Source organism: Exiguobacterium sp. UBA6309, from assembly GCF_002439205.1.
GTDB lineage: Bacteria > Bacillota > Bacilli > Exiguobacteriales > Exiguobacteriaceae > Exiguobacterium_A.
Genome location: NZ_DJTL01000005.1, coordinates 74,508 through 90,331, shown reverse-complemented (window position 1 = coordinate 90,331; position 15,824 = coordinate 74,508). Strand labels below are relative to the sequence as shown.

General features: G+C 48.7%; 15 protein-coding genes. 2 read left to right on the top strand and 13 right to left on the bottom strand.

The window, feature by feature from the left end:
* The 6 genes from B3M90_RS00570 to acnA form a co-directional block, all read right to left on the bottom strand.
* The coding region (locus B3M90_RS00570) for a membrane lipoprotein lipid attachment site-containing protein (protein ID WP_290782100.1) at window positions 1-247 on the bottom strand (247 nt) is incomplete at its 3' end.
* A gap of 237 nt (window positions 248-484) precedes the next feature.
* Window positions 485-922 (bottom strand): acyl-CoA thioesterase, encoded by a 438-nt coding sequence (locus B3M90_RS00565; RefSeq protein WP_035408645.1) that lies wholly within the window; start codon window positions 920-922, stop codon window positions 485-487.
* A gap of 12 nt (window positions 923-934) precedes the next feature.
* A complete protein-coding gene (locus tag B3M90_RS00560) occupies window positions 935-3,178 on the bottom strand; it encodes an AAA family ATPase (RefSeq protein WP_290782097.1) in 2,244 nt (747 codons plus the stop codon).
* 76 nt (window positions 3,179-3,254) lie between these two features.
* Window positions 3,255-3,962 (bottom strand): hypothetical protein, encoded by a 708-nt coding sequence (locus B3M90_RS00555; protein WP_214855415.1) that lies wholly within the window; start codon window positions 3,960-3,962, stop codon window positions 3,255-3,257.
* Between the two features lie 190 nt (window positions 3,963-4,152).
* Window positions 4,153-4,617 (bottom strand): DUF3939 domain-containing protein, encoded by a 465-nt coding sequence (locus tag B3M90_RS00550; RefSeq protein WP_214855413.1) that lies wholly within the window; start codon window positions 4,615-4,617, stop codon window positions 4,153-4,155.
* 57 nt (window positions 4,618-4,674) lie between these two features.
* Window positions 4,675-7,401 carry an aconitate hydratase AcnA gene (gene acnA, locus B3M90_RS00545; RefSeq protein WP_035408655.1) on the bottom strand — a complete coding sequence of 909 codons (2,727 nt, stop codon included), beginning with the start codon at window positions 7,399-7,401 and terminating at the stop codon, window positions 4,675-4,677.
* A 257-nt stretch (window positions 7,402-7,658) separates the two neighbouring features.
* Here acnA and B3M90_RS00540 point away from each other — a divergent pair, with 257 nt between their 5' ends.
* On the top strand, window positions 7,659-8,153 hold the full coding sequence (locus B3M90_RS00540; RefSeq protein WP_133208051.1) for a hypothetical protein: 495 nt from the start codon (window positions 7,659-7,661) through the stop codon (window positions 8,151-8,153).
* 33 nt (window positions 8,154-8,186) lie between these two features.
* Here the strand turns inward: B3M90_RS00540 and B3M90_RS00535 are convergent, their stop codons facing one another.
* From B3M90_RS00535 to B3M90_RS00520, 4 genes are all read right to left on the bottom strand, one after another.
* Entirely contained in the window at window positions 8,187-8,378 is a 192-nt protein-coding gene (locus B3M90_RS00535; RefSeq protein ID WP_290782093.1) for a hypothetical protein, read from the bottom strand.
* 87 nt (window positions 8,379-8,465) lie between these two features.
* Window positions 8,466-8,789 (bottom strand): hypothetical protein, encoded by a 324-nt coding sequence (locus B3M90_RS00530; protein WP_290782091.1) that lies wholly within the window; start codon window positions 8,787-8,789, stop codon window positions 8,466-8,468.
* Window positions 8,790-8,822: 33 nt separating this feature from the next.
* Complete coding sequence (locus B3M90_RS00525) at window positions 8,823-10,007, bottom strand: RtcB family protein (protein WP_290755549.1); 1,185 nt, start codon at window positions 10,005-10,007, stop codon at window positions 8,823-8,825.
* A 31-nt stretch (window positions 10,008-10,038) separates the two neighbouring features.
* Window positions 10,039-10,860, bottom strand: coding sequence for a LysR family transcriptional regulator (locus B3M90_RS00520; protein ID WP_290782089.1), 822 nt, complete (start codon window positions 10,858-10,860; stop codon window positions 10,039-10,041).
* Window positions 10,861-10,967: 107 nt separating this feature from the next.
* Between B3M90_RS00520 and B3M90_RS00515 the strand changes: the two genes are divergently transcribed.
* The gene (locus tag B3M90_RS00515; RefSeq protein WP_290782086.1) at window positions 10,968-12,206 is read left to right on the top strand and encodes a purine/pyrimidine permease; all 1,239 of its coding nucleotides are present in this window, start codon (window positions 10,968-10,970) and stop codon (window positions 12,204-12,206) included.
* Between the two features lie 166 nt (window positions 12,207-12,372).
* Here the strand turns inward: B3M90_RS00515 and B3M90_RS00510 are convergent, their stop codons facing one another.
* From B3M90_RS00510 to B3M90_RS00500, 3 genes are all read right to left on the bottom strand, one after another.
* A complete protein-coding gene (locus B3M90_RS00510) occupies window positions 12,373-13,461 on the bottom strand; it encodes an MBL fold metallo-hydrolase (RefSeq protein WP_290782083.1) in 1,089 nt (362 codons plus the stop codon).
* A 120-nt stretch (window positions 13,462-13,581) separates the two neighbouring features.
* Window positions 13,582-14,061: a general stress protein gene (locus tag B3M90_RS00505; protein ID WP_290782080.1), complete on the bottom strand. Its 480-nt coding sequence runs from the start codon at window positions 14,059-14,061 to the stop codon at window positions 13,582-13,584.
* A 125-nt stretch (window positions 14,062-14,186) separates the two neighbouring features.
* Window positions 14,187-15,767: a peptide chain release factor 3 gene (locus B3M90_RS00500; RefSeq protein ID WP_290772404.1), complete on the bottom strand. Its 1,581-nt coding sequence runs from the start codon at window positions 15,765-15,767 to the stop codon at window positions 14,187-14,189.
* Window positions 15,768-15,824: the final 57 nt, after the last annotated feature.

Here is a 15,824-nt window from a genome sequence, read left to right as displayed (position 1 = left end):
TGTCTTCAGATGACTTGTCTTCTTGTTTTGCATCTTCTGACGTATCGTCTTTCGTTGTTTCATCTGTTTTGTTTGTTTCTTCTTTGTTCGTGTCTTTTGCTGTGTCTTCTTTTTTCGTTTCGTCTTTTGATTGTGTTGTCTCATCTGATTTCTGTTCAGTTTTCGTCGTATCGTCCGCTTGTTGATCCCCAGGATTACATCCTGCAAGGAGAAGCGCTAACGTACTAACGGTTACGATTTTTTTCATGAGTAAGACCCCTCTTCTTTTTATGCTTCTCTATGTTACCGCTAATTGTTCCATCCGTCGAGCCTACTTCCAACAGATGGACTAAGACCCTACCTTACTTCAGCTTCTTTATTTTCGCAAATGATTCTGACTTTGTCATCGGTCGTTAGTACCAAGTGCTAAATTTTACTGTTCAGGGTGCAAATAAAAAAAGCGGAACCGATTCAATAAAATCGATCCCGCTATTGTTGTACATCTTCACGCTTCCGTTAAGAGTGCTGCGTCCGTCTCACTCATCTTCTCGTAGATATCGTGCCAGTTCGGGAACACCTTCGGCAAACGAATCGGTCGGAAGTTTTCCTTCTTGACGACGACATGTGTCGTCTTTGCCGATACCGCAAGTTTTCCGTCCGGGTGCTTGACGGTATAACCATAAATCGTCCGTAAGCCATCGTAATGATCAATCCAGACCGTGACGACCGCCGTATCACCGTACGTCAACGAGCGCTTATAATCGAGATTGACATTCGTAACCGGGGAGACATAACCCGCATCTTCCATCTCCTTGTAATTAAGACCCAAGGACTGGATTAACTCTGTCCGTGCCAGTTCCAGATAGACGAGATAGTTCGAATGATAGACGATGCCCATCATGTCCGTCTCGGCGTAGCGAACAGGTATTTCAATCGTGTGCATGTAGCTTCCCCCTTAAAAATCCTCTTTTTCAAGATAGGACCATTCTGAACCGGATAAGCTAACTTTGTCAATTAATCGCATCGATTGTTTCGCGATCGCCTGTTCGACAATCGTGATCGCCGCCCGTGCGTTTCCGTTCGGAACGACATCGATTTTCTCAGTAAGCGTCTGTCGCGCGTCCTCCGTCAGCTCATATCCGAATCGTGCCGCATATCCTTCAATGATTTGAATCAACTCGTCTGGCGAATAATTTGGGAAGTGGAACGACCGCTTGAAGCGCGACTTCAATCCCGGATTACTCGCGAGCAAGGCGTTCATTTGTTGCTCGTAACCTGCAAGAACAACAACGAGATTGTCTTGATGTTTCGTCATCTCATCCACAAGCGTATCGATGGCTTCCTTCCCGAAGTCATTTGCTCCACCGTTTAACGCATAGGCTTCATCAATGAATAAGACACCACCCAGCGCGTCTCGAATCGCGTCGCGTGTCTTTTGCGCGGTCTGTCCGACATATCCGGAGACGAGGTCAGCTCGGCTGACGACTTTCAAGTGTCCGCGTTTTAAATAGCCGCATTGTCGTAAGACATCGGCATAAAGCTGAGCGACAGTCGTCTTACCGGTACCACTATTGCCGCTAAAGACCGCATGCAGTTCGACCGGTAATACCTTATAACCGGCTTCACGACGGCGTTTTTGCATTGATAATAAGGCTTCGATCTGTTTCAATTCATCCTTTAGATCAGACAATCCGACGAGCGAAGCGATCCGTTCTTCCACCGTCGCGTCCGGTTCTTGCACCATCTCGAAATCTTCTTGTTCGAGTAAGGCAAAGTCTTCGTGACTGGCACTCTCTCCAAGGCTTGCTCCCTTCTTGAAGATCGCATCAAGCACGATATTGCGAACCGCCCGTCCGTTTCCGAAACTCGCGTCGACGCGCTCCCGCTCGAGCCGACCGAGCAACGCCCGCTCTGCTTGTTCCGTCAAGACGTAATCATTTGCCGTCGCAATCGAGCGTCCGATCGCGAGCAGCTCTTGATCCGTATAGTCTGCAAGCAGATAATGATTCGATTCCGGGAAACGGCTTCGTAGTCCGGGATTTGCCTTTAGGAAATCACGCATCTCTTCCGGATAACCAGCGAGGACGACTGCAAACCGTCCCGCATATTCCCCACTCGTCATCGCAGCGACGAGCGTATCGATCGCTGCCTGCCCATAGTCGTTCCCACTTTGTCCGGCACGCTTTAAGGCGTAGGCTTCATCGATGAAGAGTACACCTCCGACAGCTTCCCGGACCTTGCTCATGACTTGTTCTTCCGTTTGTCCGACGAAGGCACCGACGAGCGACGAACGATCCGTCTCGACGACTTCCGGGCGTTCGAGTAGTCCGAGTTCATGGTAGATCTTCGCCATCAAACGGGCAAGCGTCGTTTTCCCGGTTCCTGGGTTCCCCATGAAGATCATGTGTAGCGATGGTTGATCACTTGAACGATAGCCGTCTTCCGACCGTTTTTGTTGGTACTTCAAAAACCGATACATGTGGTGGACCCGTTGTTTAATGTCTTCGAGACCAATCATCGCGTCGAGTTCCTCGAGTGCTGATCGTTCAACTTGTTTGCTTTCGACGGGAAGTAAGGCAACGACACGCTTAAGATCCTGAATCGTCGTCGTTTTCAATTCCGTCATCTCACGGAATGCTTCTCGGGAATAGAAGCGTTCTTGTAAGCTGTCGACGAACGTCTGCGCCGTCTGCTCGAGCGTTGCACTCGAACGTAACAATGCCGTTCCAGCATCGAACAGTTTCGTCCAGCGTTCGGCATCTAGCCGACGAAGTCGTTCTGTCAGTTCGACGATTTGATCCGTCTCCTCGACGATTTGGCTCGCTTGGAGAATCAGTTCCTTTGTCGCAGATCGTTTCGCGTTCGCATTGTCCGTCTCACGGATCGTCGGGAACGTATGCGCGACGAGACGCTGATACGTACTTTGTAGTTGTTGCTCCGTTAATAACTGCTCAAGACGTGCTGGCAAGCGACCATGCTGACGGATTTCTTGCATCCAGCTCTCAGCTAAGGCGTCCAGTCGTCCTGTCATGATATAGCGATGCTCGACAAGTAACGCTAAGATACGGACGAGTGCTTCCGTTTCTCCAAGTAGCCGACTACTTTGGGCATAACGTAGCGCAAGCACCTCCTCAACTTTCGCGCCCTCTTCCCACGCCTTGATTTGATTGAACATCTCCTCTTTCGAGAATGCTTCCATGTTGAACCTCCTGCGTCTCGAAAAAACCGACTTTGTCCGCTACCGTTTCGTAGCGTCATCGCCGGTCGTTTCTTGTTTATTTTGCTTTTAGCCATTCCTTATCGAACGTATCAATTGTCTCAAAACTCTTCATCTTGACAGAGTAGAACAATTTACCATTATTGCGTGATTCGGCACCGAGGACTTTCGAACGGTCAGATGCGACATAATACGTCGCTTGTTCCTGGTTGTTTTCTTTATCGAAGATCGATGGATACTGTTTGATCCATTCTTCAGGAACCGTGCTCGATGGTTCTTTTTTCACGTAAACGTCCGCAGCCATCCCTGCAATGTCTGCTTCTCCCTCGACTTGTCCAAAGTCTCCTTTTTTAATGAAGGCGAGAATCTGTTCATTGAATCCTCGAGAGAGGAATGGACGCGGCGCACTGACGCTTTTGCCTGCTTTCGTCTCATTGACTAACTTCCCTGTCGCATCATACTCACGGAACATTGTGCCGTTCCAGATCGCAAGCGATCCTTTTGACGGTCCGTCTACGACTTCTGTCCGAAAATGCCCTTTGTCGTCAAACACGACTTCATATGTCCGGGCTTCGAGCTCATCTTTTTTCGTTGCGAGTTTCTTCTCGACATATTGAATGCGTGTCATCGTATAAAACGGTTTGACCGTTGCGGCTTTTTCATCGCTAGCGGTCTGCGTCTTGTTCAAGAGATAAAAATTGTAGGCAAGGAGGATCGCCATTGCCACGATTGCTACTGCAATCCACGTGCTCGTTCGTTTCGTCATGCCATGTACACCTTCCTAGCTCAAGTCTCTATTCCCTATCATCGTATCGGTTTTAAAGGGGAAATACAAAGGGTTTGTCCAAGATTTCACGATTTCTGAGTAAATTCGTCAGACTTTTGAACAAATTAGAAAACGTTCAGGACGACAAAAAAAGGCGAACCGAATGAATTCGGTCCACCCTTGATTACGTTTACGCTTTCTTCGGCGTCAACGAGACGATCATCGACTCATCGACCAAGTAATAACTATGATGTGGCATTTCACGTAAATAGCCATCCTGAAACAACATCGCACAGTCGACTTGAAACGTTTTGCTATACGGTTTTAACGGAAGTTTTTTCACCCGGTCAAAATAGCGATCGACAGCAACCTGGACATGATCCATCTCATAGACGAGTTCCCGGTCTTTTGCTTCCATGATGGTGAATGTCTCACGCGACATGTAAAACACTTGTGTCGAGCGTGCTTTCAAATACGGCTCCAGCTGTTTCAGGTCGATCCGCTGATCATTATCTAGAAGCACTGTCCGATTCGTCCCTTTCGGTAGTTCAGATTCAAACGCATGCGTCGCTTGTTTGACTTCATCAAGCGTCACGTCACGCATCGGCAACGGTCGATCTTCCTTCGGTTGAAACCACTTCTTGAATCGATTCATCGAATTCCTCCTCTCGTCAAAAAAAGGTGGGGTTTCCCCCACCTTTGATTAGACAACTTATGCTTGTTGGAGACGCTCACGAAGGACCATTGGAAGGATCCCGCCGTGACGGTAGTAATCGATGTCGACTTCTGAGTCGAAACGAGCAATCGCTTCGAATTCAGTGACTTTTCCGTCTGCCGCTGTTGCCGTGACTTTAACGATGTCACGTGGACGAACAGACTCATCGATTGCGATACTGATCGCTTCTTCACCTGTTAGACCAAGTGTTTCAGCTGTTGTGCCTGCCACGTATTGAAGTGGAAGAACACCCATCATGACGAGGTTTGAACGGTGAATCCGCTCGAAGCTCTCCGCGATGACGGCTTTGACGCCAAGTAAGTTCGTTCCTTTTGCTGCCCAGTCACGTGAAGAACCCATACCGTAATCTTTACCAGCGAGGATGACGAGACCTGTACCATCTTCTTTGTACTTCATCGCAGCATCGTACATCGCCATCGTTTCGCCTGTTGGCCAGTACGTCGTGAAGCCACCTTCTGTACCTGGTGCGACTTGGTTACGGATGCGGATGTTCGCGAACGTTCCGCGCATCATGATTTCGTGGTTACCACGACGTGAACCGTATGAGTTGAAGTCTTTTGGTGCAACCCCTTTGTTGACGAGGTATTGACCGGCTGGCGTCGTTTTTGAGAATGAACCAGCTGGTGAGATGTGGTCCGTCGTGACCGAGTCAGCGAACTTACCGAAGACACGGAGTCCGTTGAGGGCTTCGACTTGACCCGCTTCCTTCGCGAGGTTCTCGAAGAACGGTGGGTTTTGGATGTACGTCGACTCACCATCGAAGTCGTACTGATCCCCTGTTGGCACGTCAAGGTTGTTCCAACGTTCGTTTCCTGTGAAGACTGAATCGTATTCTGCGCGGAAGCTTTCTGGTGTGACGACCGTGTTGATGATCGTTTGGATCTCATCACGTGAAGGCCAGATGTCAGCGAAGAAGACTTCTTGTCCGTCTTTGCCTGTCCCGAGTGACGCGTTCATGATATCGACGTCGACTGTTCCTGCAAGGGCATACGCGACGACGAGTGGCGGTGAAGCCAAGTAGTTCGCTTTGACGAGCGGGTGGACACGACCTTCGAAGTTACGGTTTCCTGAGAGGACAGACGAAACGAGCAAGTCTGAACCAAGGATCGCATCTTCGACAGCGCGGTCGAGTGGACCAGAGTTCCCGATACATGTCGTACAGCCGTAACCGACCGTGTTGAAGCCGAGTTCGTCAAGGTACGTTTGGAGTCCTGATTTCTCGAGGTAATCCGTAACGACCTTCGATCCTGGCGCAAGTGATGTCTTGACGTATTTCGGAACCGAAAGACCGAGTTCGATCGCTTTTTTCGCGACGAGTCCCGCACCGATCATGACGTAAGGATTTGAAGTGTTCGTACAACTCGTGATCGCAGCAATCGCCACATCACCAGTACGCATCTCAACCGCTTCGTCTTCGAACTGAACGACTGCGACTTTGTTCGCTTCTTCTTCTGCAAGACCAAATCCAGCGTTTCCTTGTGGAGCCGTCAACGCTTTTTTGAATGATGTATGGACATCCGTCAAATCAATCCGGTCTTGTGGACGTTTTGGTCCAGCAAGCGCAGGAACGATCGTCGAAAGATCGAGTTCGACCGTTTTCGTGAATGTTGGATCTTCGTTTTGTGGCGTGTAGAACAAACCGTTTGCTTTCGAGTAGTTCTCGACTTTTTCGATCAATGCTTCATCGCGACCTGTCAGACGAAGGTACGTCAATGTCTCTGTATCAACTGGGAAGAATCCACATGTCGCGCCGTATTCTGGAGCCATGTTCGCGATTGTTGCCCGGTCAGAAAGTGACATCAAGTGGAGTGATGGACCGAAGAACTCGACGAATTTACCAACGACGTTCTCTTGACGGAGCATTTCCGTTACACGGAGCGCGACGTCTGTTGCTGTCGTTCCTGGGTGCATCTCACCTGTGATGCGAACACCGATGACTTCAGGTACTGGGAAGAATGACGGCTGTCCGAGCATGCCCGCTTCCGCTTCAATCCCACCGACTCCCCAACCGAGGACGCCGAGACCGTTGATCATCGTCGTGTGTGAGTCTGTTCCGACGAGTGTGTCCGGATAGACATCAACTGTACCGTCTGCTGTTTCCTTTTCAAGGACGACAGATGCCAAGTACTCGAGGTTGACTTGGTGAACGATTCCTGTTGCTGGTGGTACGGCACGGTAGTTATCAAATGCTGACGTTGCCCAGCGAAGCAATTTGTAACGCTCTTCGTTACGCTCGAATTCAAGATCCATGTTTTCTGCAAGTGCTCCAGCAAAACCGTAGGCATCGACTTGAACCGAGTGGTCAACGACGAGGTCGACTGGTACTTCTGGGTTGATGACCGATGGGTCTCCACCGAGATCTTGCATCGCTTTACGAAGTGATGCGAGGTCAACGACCGTTGGAACACCTGTGAAGTCTTGAAGGATGACGCGTGACGGTTTGAACGGAACGTCGACATCATTCGAAACTTGAGCTGTTCCCCATTTCGCCAAGTTCTCGACGTGTTCACGTGTGATCGAACGACCATCTTGTTGACGAAGTACTGACTCGAGTAAGACACGAATCGAATATGGAAGGCGTTTGACTTCCGTCAATCCGAGTTCTTCCAATTTTTCAAGACTGTAGTACTGATAATTCTTACCGTTTGCTTCAAACGAACGGCGTGCGCCAAAGACATCTTGCGACACATCTGTTTGCTTCATGGTGATTCCCCCTTTAAGTGTTCACGACATCAAGCCCCTGATACCGCTTACTTGTACAGTTCTATCATAGTATAATATGGATTCCGTTACAATTTGAAAGAACAAAAGACTTTCGATAAGTTTTACTTATTGCCGATATTAAAAAATTATTCTGTTGTCCTGTTTTTTTCATATTTCCAGTCTCGCGTTTCCATTTAGAATGTTCAGGGTACTTAAAAAGTGTAGTACGATATCCGATTCTTGTGGAGGCGTTTATTATGGCGAAATATAAAAGCGATGCAACGCACGTTATTACGACAATCATTTTTAGTGATTTAGAAAAAGCAAAAACAGGCTTTGCGATGATTAAGGATCTCGAGGCAATCAAGGAAATCGAGATGGATCAGATGGTTCTCGCAAAACGTGACGAAGCAGAGGGCTTCTCTTTCATCGATGCCATTGACTTCACGCAACAGGACCAATCCTTCAAAGGCTCATTGATCGGCATGGCGATCGGTGTCGTCGGAGGTCCGTTCGGTATGCTCGTCGGTTCCGTTGCTGGTTATTTGATCGGTGCGAACCGGGATGAAAAGAACGAACGGGAATCGTTTGATTTATTCAACCGGACGCTGAATCAGATTGATCCCGACCATTACGGTGTCATCTTGATCAGTGAAGTCAACGAAGATTCAGAAGCCGTCAATGCGATCGCCGCTGAACTCGGAGCGACGATTCGCCGGACAGGTGAGACATTACCGGATGGTGCAGTCTAATCAAATCAAAGTTGTCTTCTTTACGTTCTCGTTTTAAACGGGAACGTTTTTTAATTCGTGAATCACCTGTTTTGCTGCCTCCTGCGTCGTGTCAGGATCGACTTTATATAAAGCATTTTGTTGCACGGATATGAGGATGTTTTTGTAGCTGATGATGATAAGATCAGACTGATTCGATAGCTTTTGATTCAGCCCTTTGTAGCCATCACTTGATTGATACTGCATCACGTCATTGCCTATGTATCGATCTATATAAGTAAGATGGATCGCTAACCGCGTATCTTGTTTTTGATTTTCAAAATAAAGTGTCTCTTATGTCGACGGTGTGTCTATCGTTCCGTCAACGGTTAACCAACGTCTCTTCCCAAAACTCAATGATCGATCTACAGCCGTGAAATCTGAACCTATCGTACTTGCCTGCAACTGAAATTGATCCATCTTCAGGTGTTCATCCATGTACTTGAACAGCTTTTCATACTGAACAGGATGTAAGATAGGATGTTTTGTCTTCTGATTCGTATGAGTAGTAGTTTTGACTTCTACTTTTTTCTGTTCCGTCGTGACCGCCTCATCCGTACATCCTACACTTAAAAATACACTCGAAAATAGGATCGCCATGTTTCTCTTATAGCGCATACACTATCCTCCCCTTTTGAAAACACCCTGACATCACTTTGCCTTAAAGTTGTATAGCGGTTTAATGATCTCGACGACATCGACCGTTTCTTTCGTATTGCGAATGATTTCGTCCATCGGTTTATAGACGAAAGGCGACTCGTCACGCGTCGACGCGACGACAGAACTTGACCAGACATCGGTCATCGTCTTTTCGAATGCATCGAGTTCAACTGTTTTGAACGCTTTAGATCGTGACATGATGCGTCCTGCTCCGTGTGGCGCGGAATAATTCCAATCCGGGTTTCCTTTTCCGACGACGATCAAGGAGCCATCGCGCATGTTCATCGGAATGATTGCCCGCTCGCCGGCTTTCGCAGAGATGGCACCTTTTCTTAAAATCATCGCATCAAGATCAATGTAGTTGTGGATCGTATCGAACTGATCCACTACCGTCCATCCCATCGCCTCGAAAATGACTTCGGTCATCGCTTGACGGTTTAATGCTGCGTATCGTTGGGCGATCTTAAGATCATGGAGGTAACGCTCCATCGTTTCTCCGGAAACAGATGCTAAATCTTTGTTAAACGTAGATCGTTTTTCCTTCAATTGCTGCAAGGTCGCCTGAATATCCGATTCGCGCCCCTGCTGCTTTAATTCCTCAATGATTTGACCCGCATCAAATTGGAAGCGTGCCGTCTCGGCTTCTGCCTGATAATGTTCAGCGATCGTCTTCCCAAGGTTGCGACTGCCGGAATGAATCACGAGATAGCGCTGTCCTGCTGCATCCTGGTTCAGTTCGATGAAATGATTCCCTCCACCAAGCGTACCGATTGATAATCGTGCCCGTGTCTCGTTAAACGGTGCAAGTACTTGATCAAACGGTACCTGTTCTGACAATGGATGGGCTTGCTGGCGTACCGACATGCCACTTGGAACGAGACGCTGAATCGTCGCGTCAAGTTTCGCATAATCGATTGGTTCTTGTTCAGCAAGTCGTGTACATAACATGCCGCAACCGATATCGACACCGACGAGATTCGGTACGACCTCGTCCGTCACATGCATCGTCGTTCCGATGACGGACCCTTTTCCAGCGTGACAATCCGGCATGATCCGAACGCGACTATCTGTCGCAAATTGTTCCTCCAACATGGCTGTTACTTGCTTAATCGTCAGTTCGTCGACGTTGTCCGTGAAAATCTTTGCTTCCCCATATGTGCCTTGAATCTTTTTCATTCGATTGTTCCTTTCTTTCCTGTCCATTTAATTAATCTACTGTTTCTTGCATGATTTCAATGAATTGTTTTGTCAGTGTCGTCGGTCCCGTCTCCGTCAACCAGACGAAGGCTGTCGTACTTGCTGCACCTGACAGGTATGTCTGATGCAGTCCTGCCGTGTCCAGTTCCCGCAACGTACTCTCCGGCAATACGGTCACAGCCTTCCCTTTCCGAACGAGTCCGATTAGTGTCAAGACGTCAGAACACGTCTCTTGCGATACGACACCGAGCCGTTGACTTAATGTCTGAAAGACACCAAGCCCTTCCTGACTTGGAATGATGAGATCCGCTGTCGGATGATCAGGGTGCCAGACTTGATGAAACAGTTCTTCCTCCATCCATTCAATCGAGACGCCTTGCGCATCAATCGGCAAACGGACCAACGCTGCATCAAGTGACCGCTCTTTTAACCGTTCGATGAGCGCACTCGATTCTCCTTGGTGAACTTGTAAGATAATACCAGGATGTCGTCGTTTCATCTGTTCGATCCAGTCAACAAGCCGACTGGCTGATAACGTGTTGACACCAATCCGCAAAATCCCTGTTCGTCCGGCTTCGATGTCGCTTAATTCCATTCGCGTCTCCTGCTCAAACTGTAGCAATGAAACCGCCCGTTCATATAAGCGGTTGCCGCTTGGTGTGATCCGGATTCCGCGCCCTGCCCGCTCGATTAGGCGAACGCTTAACTCTTCTTCCATTCTTCGGATTTGTTGCGTCAAGGCAGGTTGTGCCATCCGTAAGCGCTCCGCTGCCCGCGTGACGGATTGTTCCTCGACGACCGCACAAAAATAGCGATACTGGCGTAAATCCATATTCATCATCTCTTTCATATGTTTTCATGTATAAAGATATATGAATCATAACATCAATCATATGCTATGATGCAGGAATATCTGAAGTTTAAGAAAGGAGCTTTTTCATGAAACAAACGACTTCTACCTTCCAGTGGATCGTCTTTTTACTCGCGAACACGATTGCTTTACCAATCGTCGTCGCCAGTCTGTTCGACCTCTCATCAGTCGAAACAGCTGCTCTTGTCCAACGGTCGTTCTTTGTAGGCGGGATTGCCTGTTTCCTACACGGAGCCTTCGGCCACCGGCTTCCGATCGTATCGGGACCTGCCGGATCATGGGTCAGCATCTTCGTCGTCATCGCCGCACTACCGGTCGATTCAAAAACGGCCTTTACGATCGCGATGGCAGCCGTCGTCATTGCCGGTATCATCCTCATCATCCTTGGTTTGACAGGATGGACGAAGTACTTATTACCCGTCTTCACACCGCTCGTCAGCGGAACGTTTTTGCTCTTATTATGTATTCAATTGACAGGCGTCATGCTTGGTGCCGTCCTCGCCGTCGAAGCAACACGGCTCGCCGGGATCATTACGTTCTTACTTGTGCTCGGACTCAGCCAATTCGGACCGAGTCGCTTACGTCCGTTCGCCTTGATGATCGGGATCATCGTCGGTTGGCTTGTCAGCCGTCCGTCACTTCCTACGTCGTCTAGTTTGTTCGCACCACCGCAAGCGTTACCGTTCGGATGGCCACAGTTTGACGGCAGTGCATTCCTTGTCGCGATTCCGTTCGCAATCTTGCTTGTCGTCAATTTGATTGCCGCTTTAAGTGCCGTCGAAGCAACGCTTCAAAAACAAGGACGTCTGCACCAAGGTTTGTCGATCGAAGGTGTCATTCATTTACTCGCCGCTACTTTCTCGACGCTTGTACCGGTGCCTTTACCCATTACGAGCGGGTTCATCGCGCAAACAGGAAGCCGGAAACGTCGTCCGTTCTTGATTGCCTCGCTCGTCATCGCACTGATTGGTTTCTTCCCAAGCTTGATCGGGATCATCGCGACCTTACCGCGGAGCGTTGCGAGTGCCGCGTTGCTTGCGACATTGCCGCACATGTTCCTGATTGCTTGGCAGTCTGCTGAAAGTAACATGGAGAACAGTCGCCGCCGCCATGCGTTTGCGATCAGTGCCGTCATCGGCATCAGTATCTTGTTACAATCAACCGTCATCGCAGAAGTCCTGCCTTTGACGCTTCGTCCGTTCCTCAGTAATGGATTACTCGTCGGTACGATGCTTGTGCTCGGTTTTGAGATCATCGAAAAAGTTCGCTCACGTCGCGTAAAACAAGTGGATCGATTGGCGAGCTAAATGGTATTGTATGACCGGACGATGTCATCATCCTCGTTTTTCTATAAGGAGTCGAGGATGAACATCTCATCTGTTTATTCACCTAAAAAAGTAGCCTTTTCGAGTCACATCGAAAAGGCTACTTTTTTTCTCATTTCATTCGATTAAAATCAAAAAGCTATTTTACTCAACGCACTTCCCGCCACCATTTCCGTGTCGTGCTCTCGGGTGTCACACTCTCCCCGATCATTGGTGTCAGAACCGGAATCTCATCGCGTTTCGCTTCCTTGAGCAACCGTTCGACCGGTTCGAACCACGCATGAAACGCGAGGATGAAGGCAGACCAGTGAATCGGCATCAGGACACGACCTTTGACATCACGATGAGCTTGAACCGTTTGTTCCGGTAACATATGCGAGTTGGACCAACGGACATCATACTGCCCACATTCCATCATCGTCAGATCAAACGGACCATATTGTTCACCAATTGCTTTGAAATGCGGACCATACCCACTATCGCCACTAAAGAAGACCTTTTGCGAGCCTTCGATGACCCATGATGCCCATAGCGTCGAAAATTGATCAAAACCATTTCGTCCTGAATAATGGCGCGATGGAGCCGCTGTCAGCTTAATGCCACCGACTTGCGTCGATTCATGCCAGTCGAGTTCCGTGATTCGCTCCGCCGAGACGCCCCATCCACGGAGACGACTCCCGACCCCGAGTGGCACGATGAAGCGACCGACTCGATTTTTCAAAGCGAGGACGGATGGATAATCCAGGTGATCATAATGGTCGTGCGAATAGACGACGACATCGATCAACGGCAAGCGTTCGAGATCAACGGTCTGCGTCGTTTGAAAACGTCCTCCCCCCAGTTTCGGGAATGGCGACGGTGCGCGACCGAGCATCGGGTCAAAGAAAATCGTTTGTCCATCGAGTTCGAGTAAAAATGCCGAATGTCCGAACCATGTGACGCGTGGTGCTTCACTATCGTCTTGACGTCGCTGATACGGAAGCGTCGGTAACGCTTTGACAGGACGCAGATTCGGAATGTTTCGTCCGTAATCCTTTAAGATGCTTTTCATCGAGTCCCATTCCATCTTCAACTGGAAATCCATCTCATTTTTGAATTTCCCGTCAACAAAACGATCTGATCGTTCGAAACTCCGCCGCTCTGCACGGCTTGGTCGTTTCCCGAACACCGGGTATCGGTTGATGAACCAAGCACTGGCAAGACCGATTCCTGCTAAAGCTGTCACTATTTTTTTCATGTCTTATCACCTCTTCGATGCTCTCAGTATAGCACCTCGATTCCTCACATATCCTCCCCAGCGACTTCGGATACGAAAAAAAAGTGAAGATCACCAATATGGCGTCTTCACTTCTAGGTATTAGTCGATATCGTCGGCTTTCCATTTCGCCCGGTCGCTCTTCTCACTTTCCTCACGGTGATTGGCTTCATAGGCGTTGTTCCCTGGATTTTCGACTTTATTATCATCGTGCCGATAATCGTGGTCATGGTTATGATGATGCTCATGATGGTGATCGTGACCGTGGTCATGATCATGGTCATGGTCGTGATCTCGATCCTTGACGAACAGTGCAAGACCGCCACGCTCGACTTCCGCGTAATGCCGTTCTGCCTCATCGTCCGAATGTCCGACACGTTTTAATGTCTCACGGAGCGGTGGTTCTTTAGAGAACGTTGATTTGACTTGATCAATCCAACTTGCACCCGATGCTTCGTCTGCCGCGTCATCTCGACCGACGACAGAAAAGTCCGAATCATGATGTCCTTGCTGTTTCAATTCTTCAATTTTTCGTTCCAGACTCGATTGATCCTGATAAATCCCAACAAACCGTTTCGCCATCACATGACACCTTCCTTTTTCATATGGATTCAAACTCGCTCTGTTTTTACCCTTGTTCGCTTGCCATCAAACGAGATTTCAGGAACGAAAAAACGGACCACTTCGAAAAGTAGTCCGTCAAAAACTTAGAGTTGTTGCGGTGAATCGACTAATGTGATCGTTCCTTCGTTTTTCTGAACGAATCGCTCGTAGACGAAATCATTCGCAAATAACAGAACGGCATTCTCCCAGCGGTCATAGACAAGAACCGTCCGTGAATCCGTCAATTTTTTGACAGCAGCGACTTCTGCTGGCTTGATCCACTTCGCGACTTGGAAGTTCGCGGCATCCTTCAAGATGTCAACGCCATACTCACCTTTGAGCCGGTGCTCGAAGACTTCGAATTGGAGTTGTCCGATCGCTCCGAGGATGATTTCGTTGTATTCCGTCTTGTAGACCTGGATCGCACCTTCTTGCGCAAGCTGTTCGACACCTTTTTGGAACTGTTTCGACTTCAAGGCGTTTTTCGTGTAGACCTTCAGGAAGAGTTCCGGTGCAAACGTTGGGAGTGCTTCATATTGTAACGATGGATCACCGTTCGTGATTGTATCACCGATTTGATAATTGCCTGAGTCATACAAACCAATGACATCTCCTGCGAACGCTTCGTTGACCGTTTCTCGCTCATCCGCCATGAATTGTGTCGATTGCGACAGCTTCATCTTCTTGCCTGTCCGTGTCAGGACGACGTCCATCCCACGATCGAACTTACCTGTACAGATCCGGACGAACGCAATCCGGTCGCGGTGGTTCGGGTTCATGTTCGCTTGAATCTTGAAGACGAAACCACTGAAGAAGTCTTGCGCCGGCTCGACTTTTCCTTTGTTCGACTCACGTGGTGTCGGTGAAGGAGACAAGTTCAAGTAATGTTCAAGAAGTGGTGTGACACCGAAATCGACGAGTGCTGATCCGAAGAAGACCGGAGTCAGTTCACCTTTTGCGATCAATTCTTCATCGTATTCGTTACCTGCGCCGTCGAGTAAGTCGACTTCATCCATCAACGTCTCGTACATTTCCGAGTTGATCGTCGTCGCGAGTTCTTCGTTCGCGAGACCTTCCTCGCCGAGTTCGATCGTCTTACGATCATTTTTGAAGCAGTGGAATTGTCCTTTGACGCGGTCGTAGACCCCTTCGAACTGTTGACCTGAACCAGCTGGCCATGTCACAGCAACCGACGGAATGCCGAGGACTTCTTCGAGTTCTTCCATCAATTCGAGCGGATCACGTGCTTGACGGTCCATCTTGTTGATGAACGTAAAGATCGGAATACCGCGCATCCGACAAACTTGGAAAAGTTTCTTCGTTTGCGACTCGATCCCTTTCGCCGCATCGATGACCATGATTGCTGAGTCAACAGCCGTCAGGATGCGGTACGTATCTTCACCGAAGTCCGAGTGACCTGGTGTATCCATGATGGAAACGATTTTTTTATCATATTCGAATTGCATGACCGAAGACGTAACAGAGATTCCCCGTTGTTTTTCAATTTCCATCCAGTCCGATTTCGCGAATTTCGAGTTTTTCCGTGCCTTGACAGAACCTGCCTCACGGATCGCGCCTCCGTGTAGGAGGAATTTTTCAGTTAGTGTCGTCTTACCCGCATCCGGGTGGGAAATGATGCCGAAAATCCGACGCTTTTCGACTTCCGTTTGTAGAATGTTTGTCATGTATGGTAGTTCCTTTCACCGATATATTCAAAAGTCCGATCAATCTTTTTCGCAACT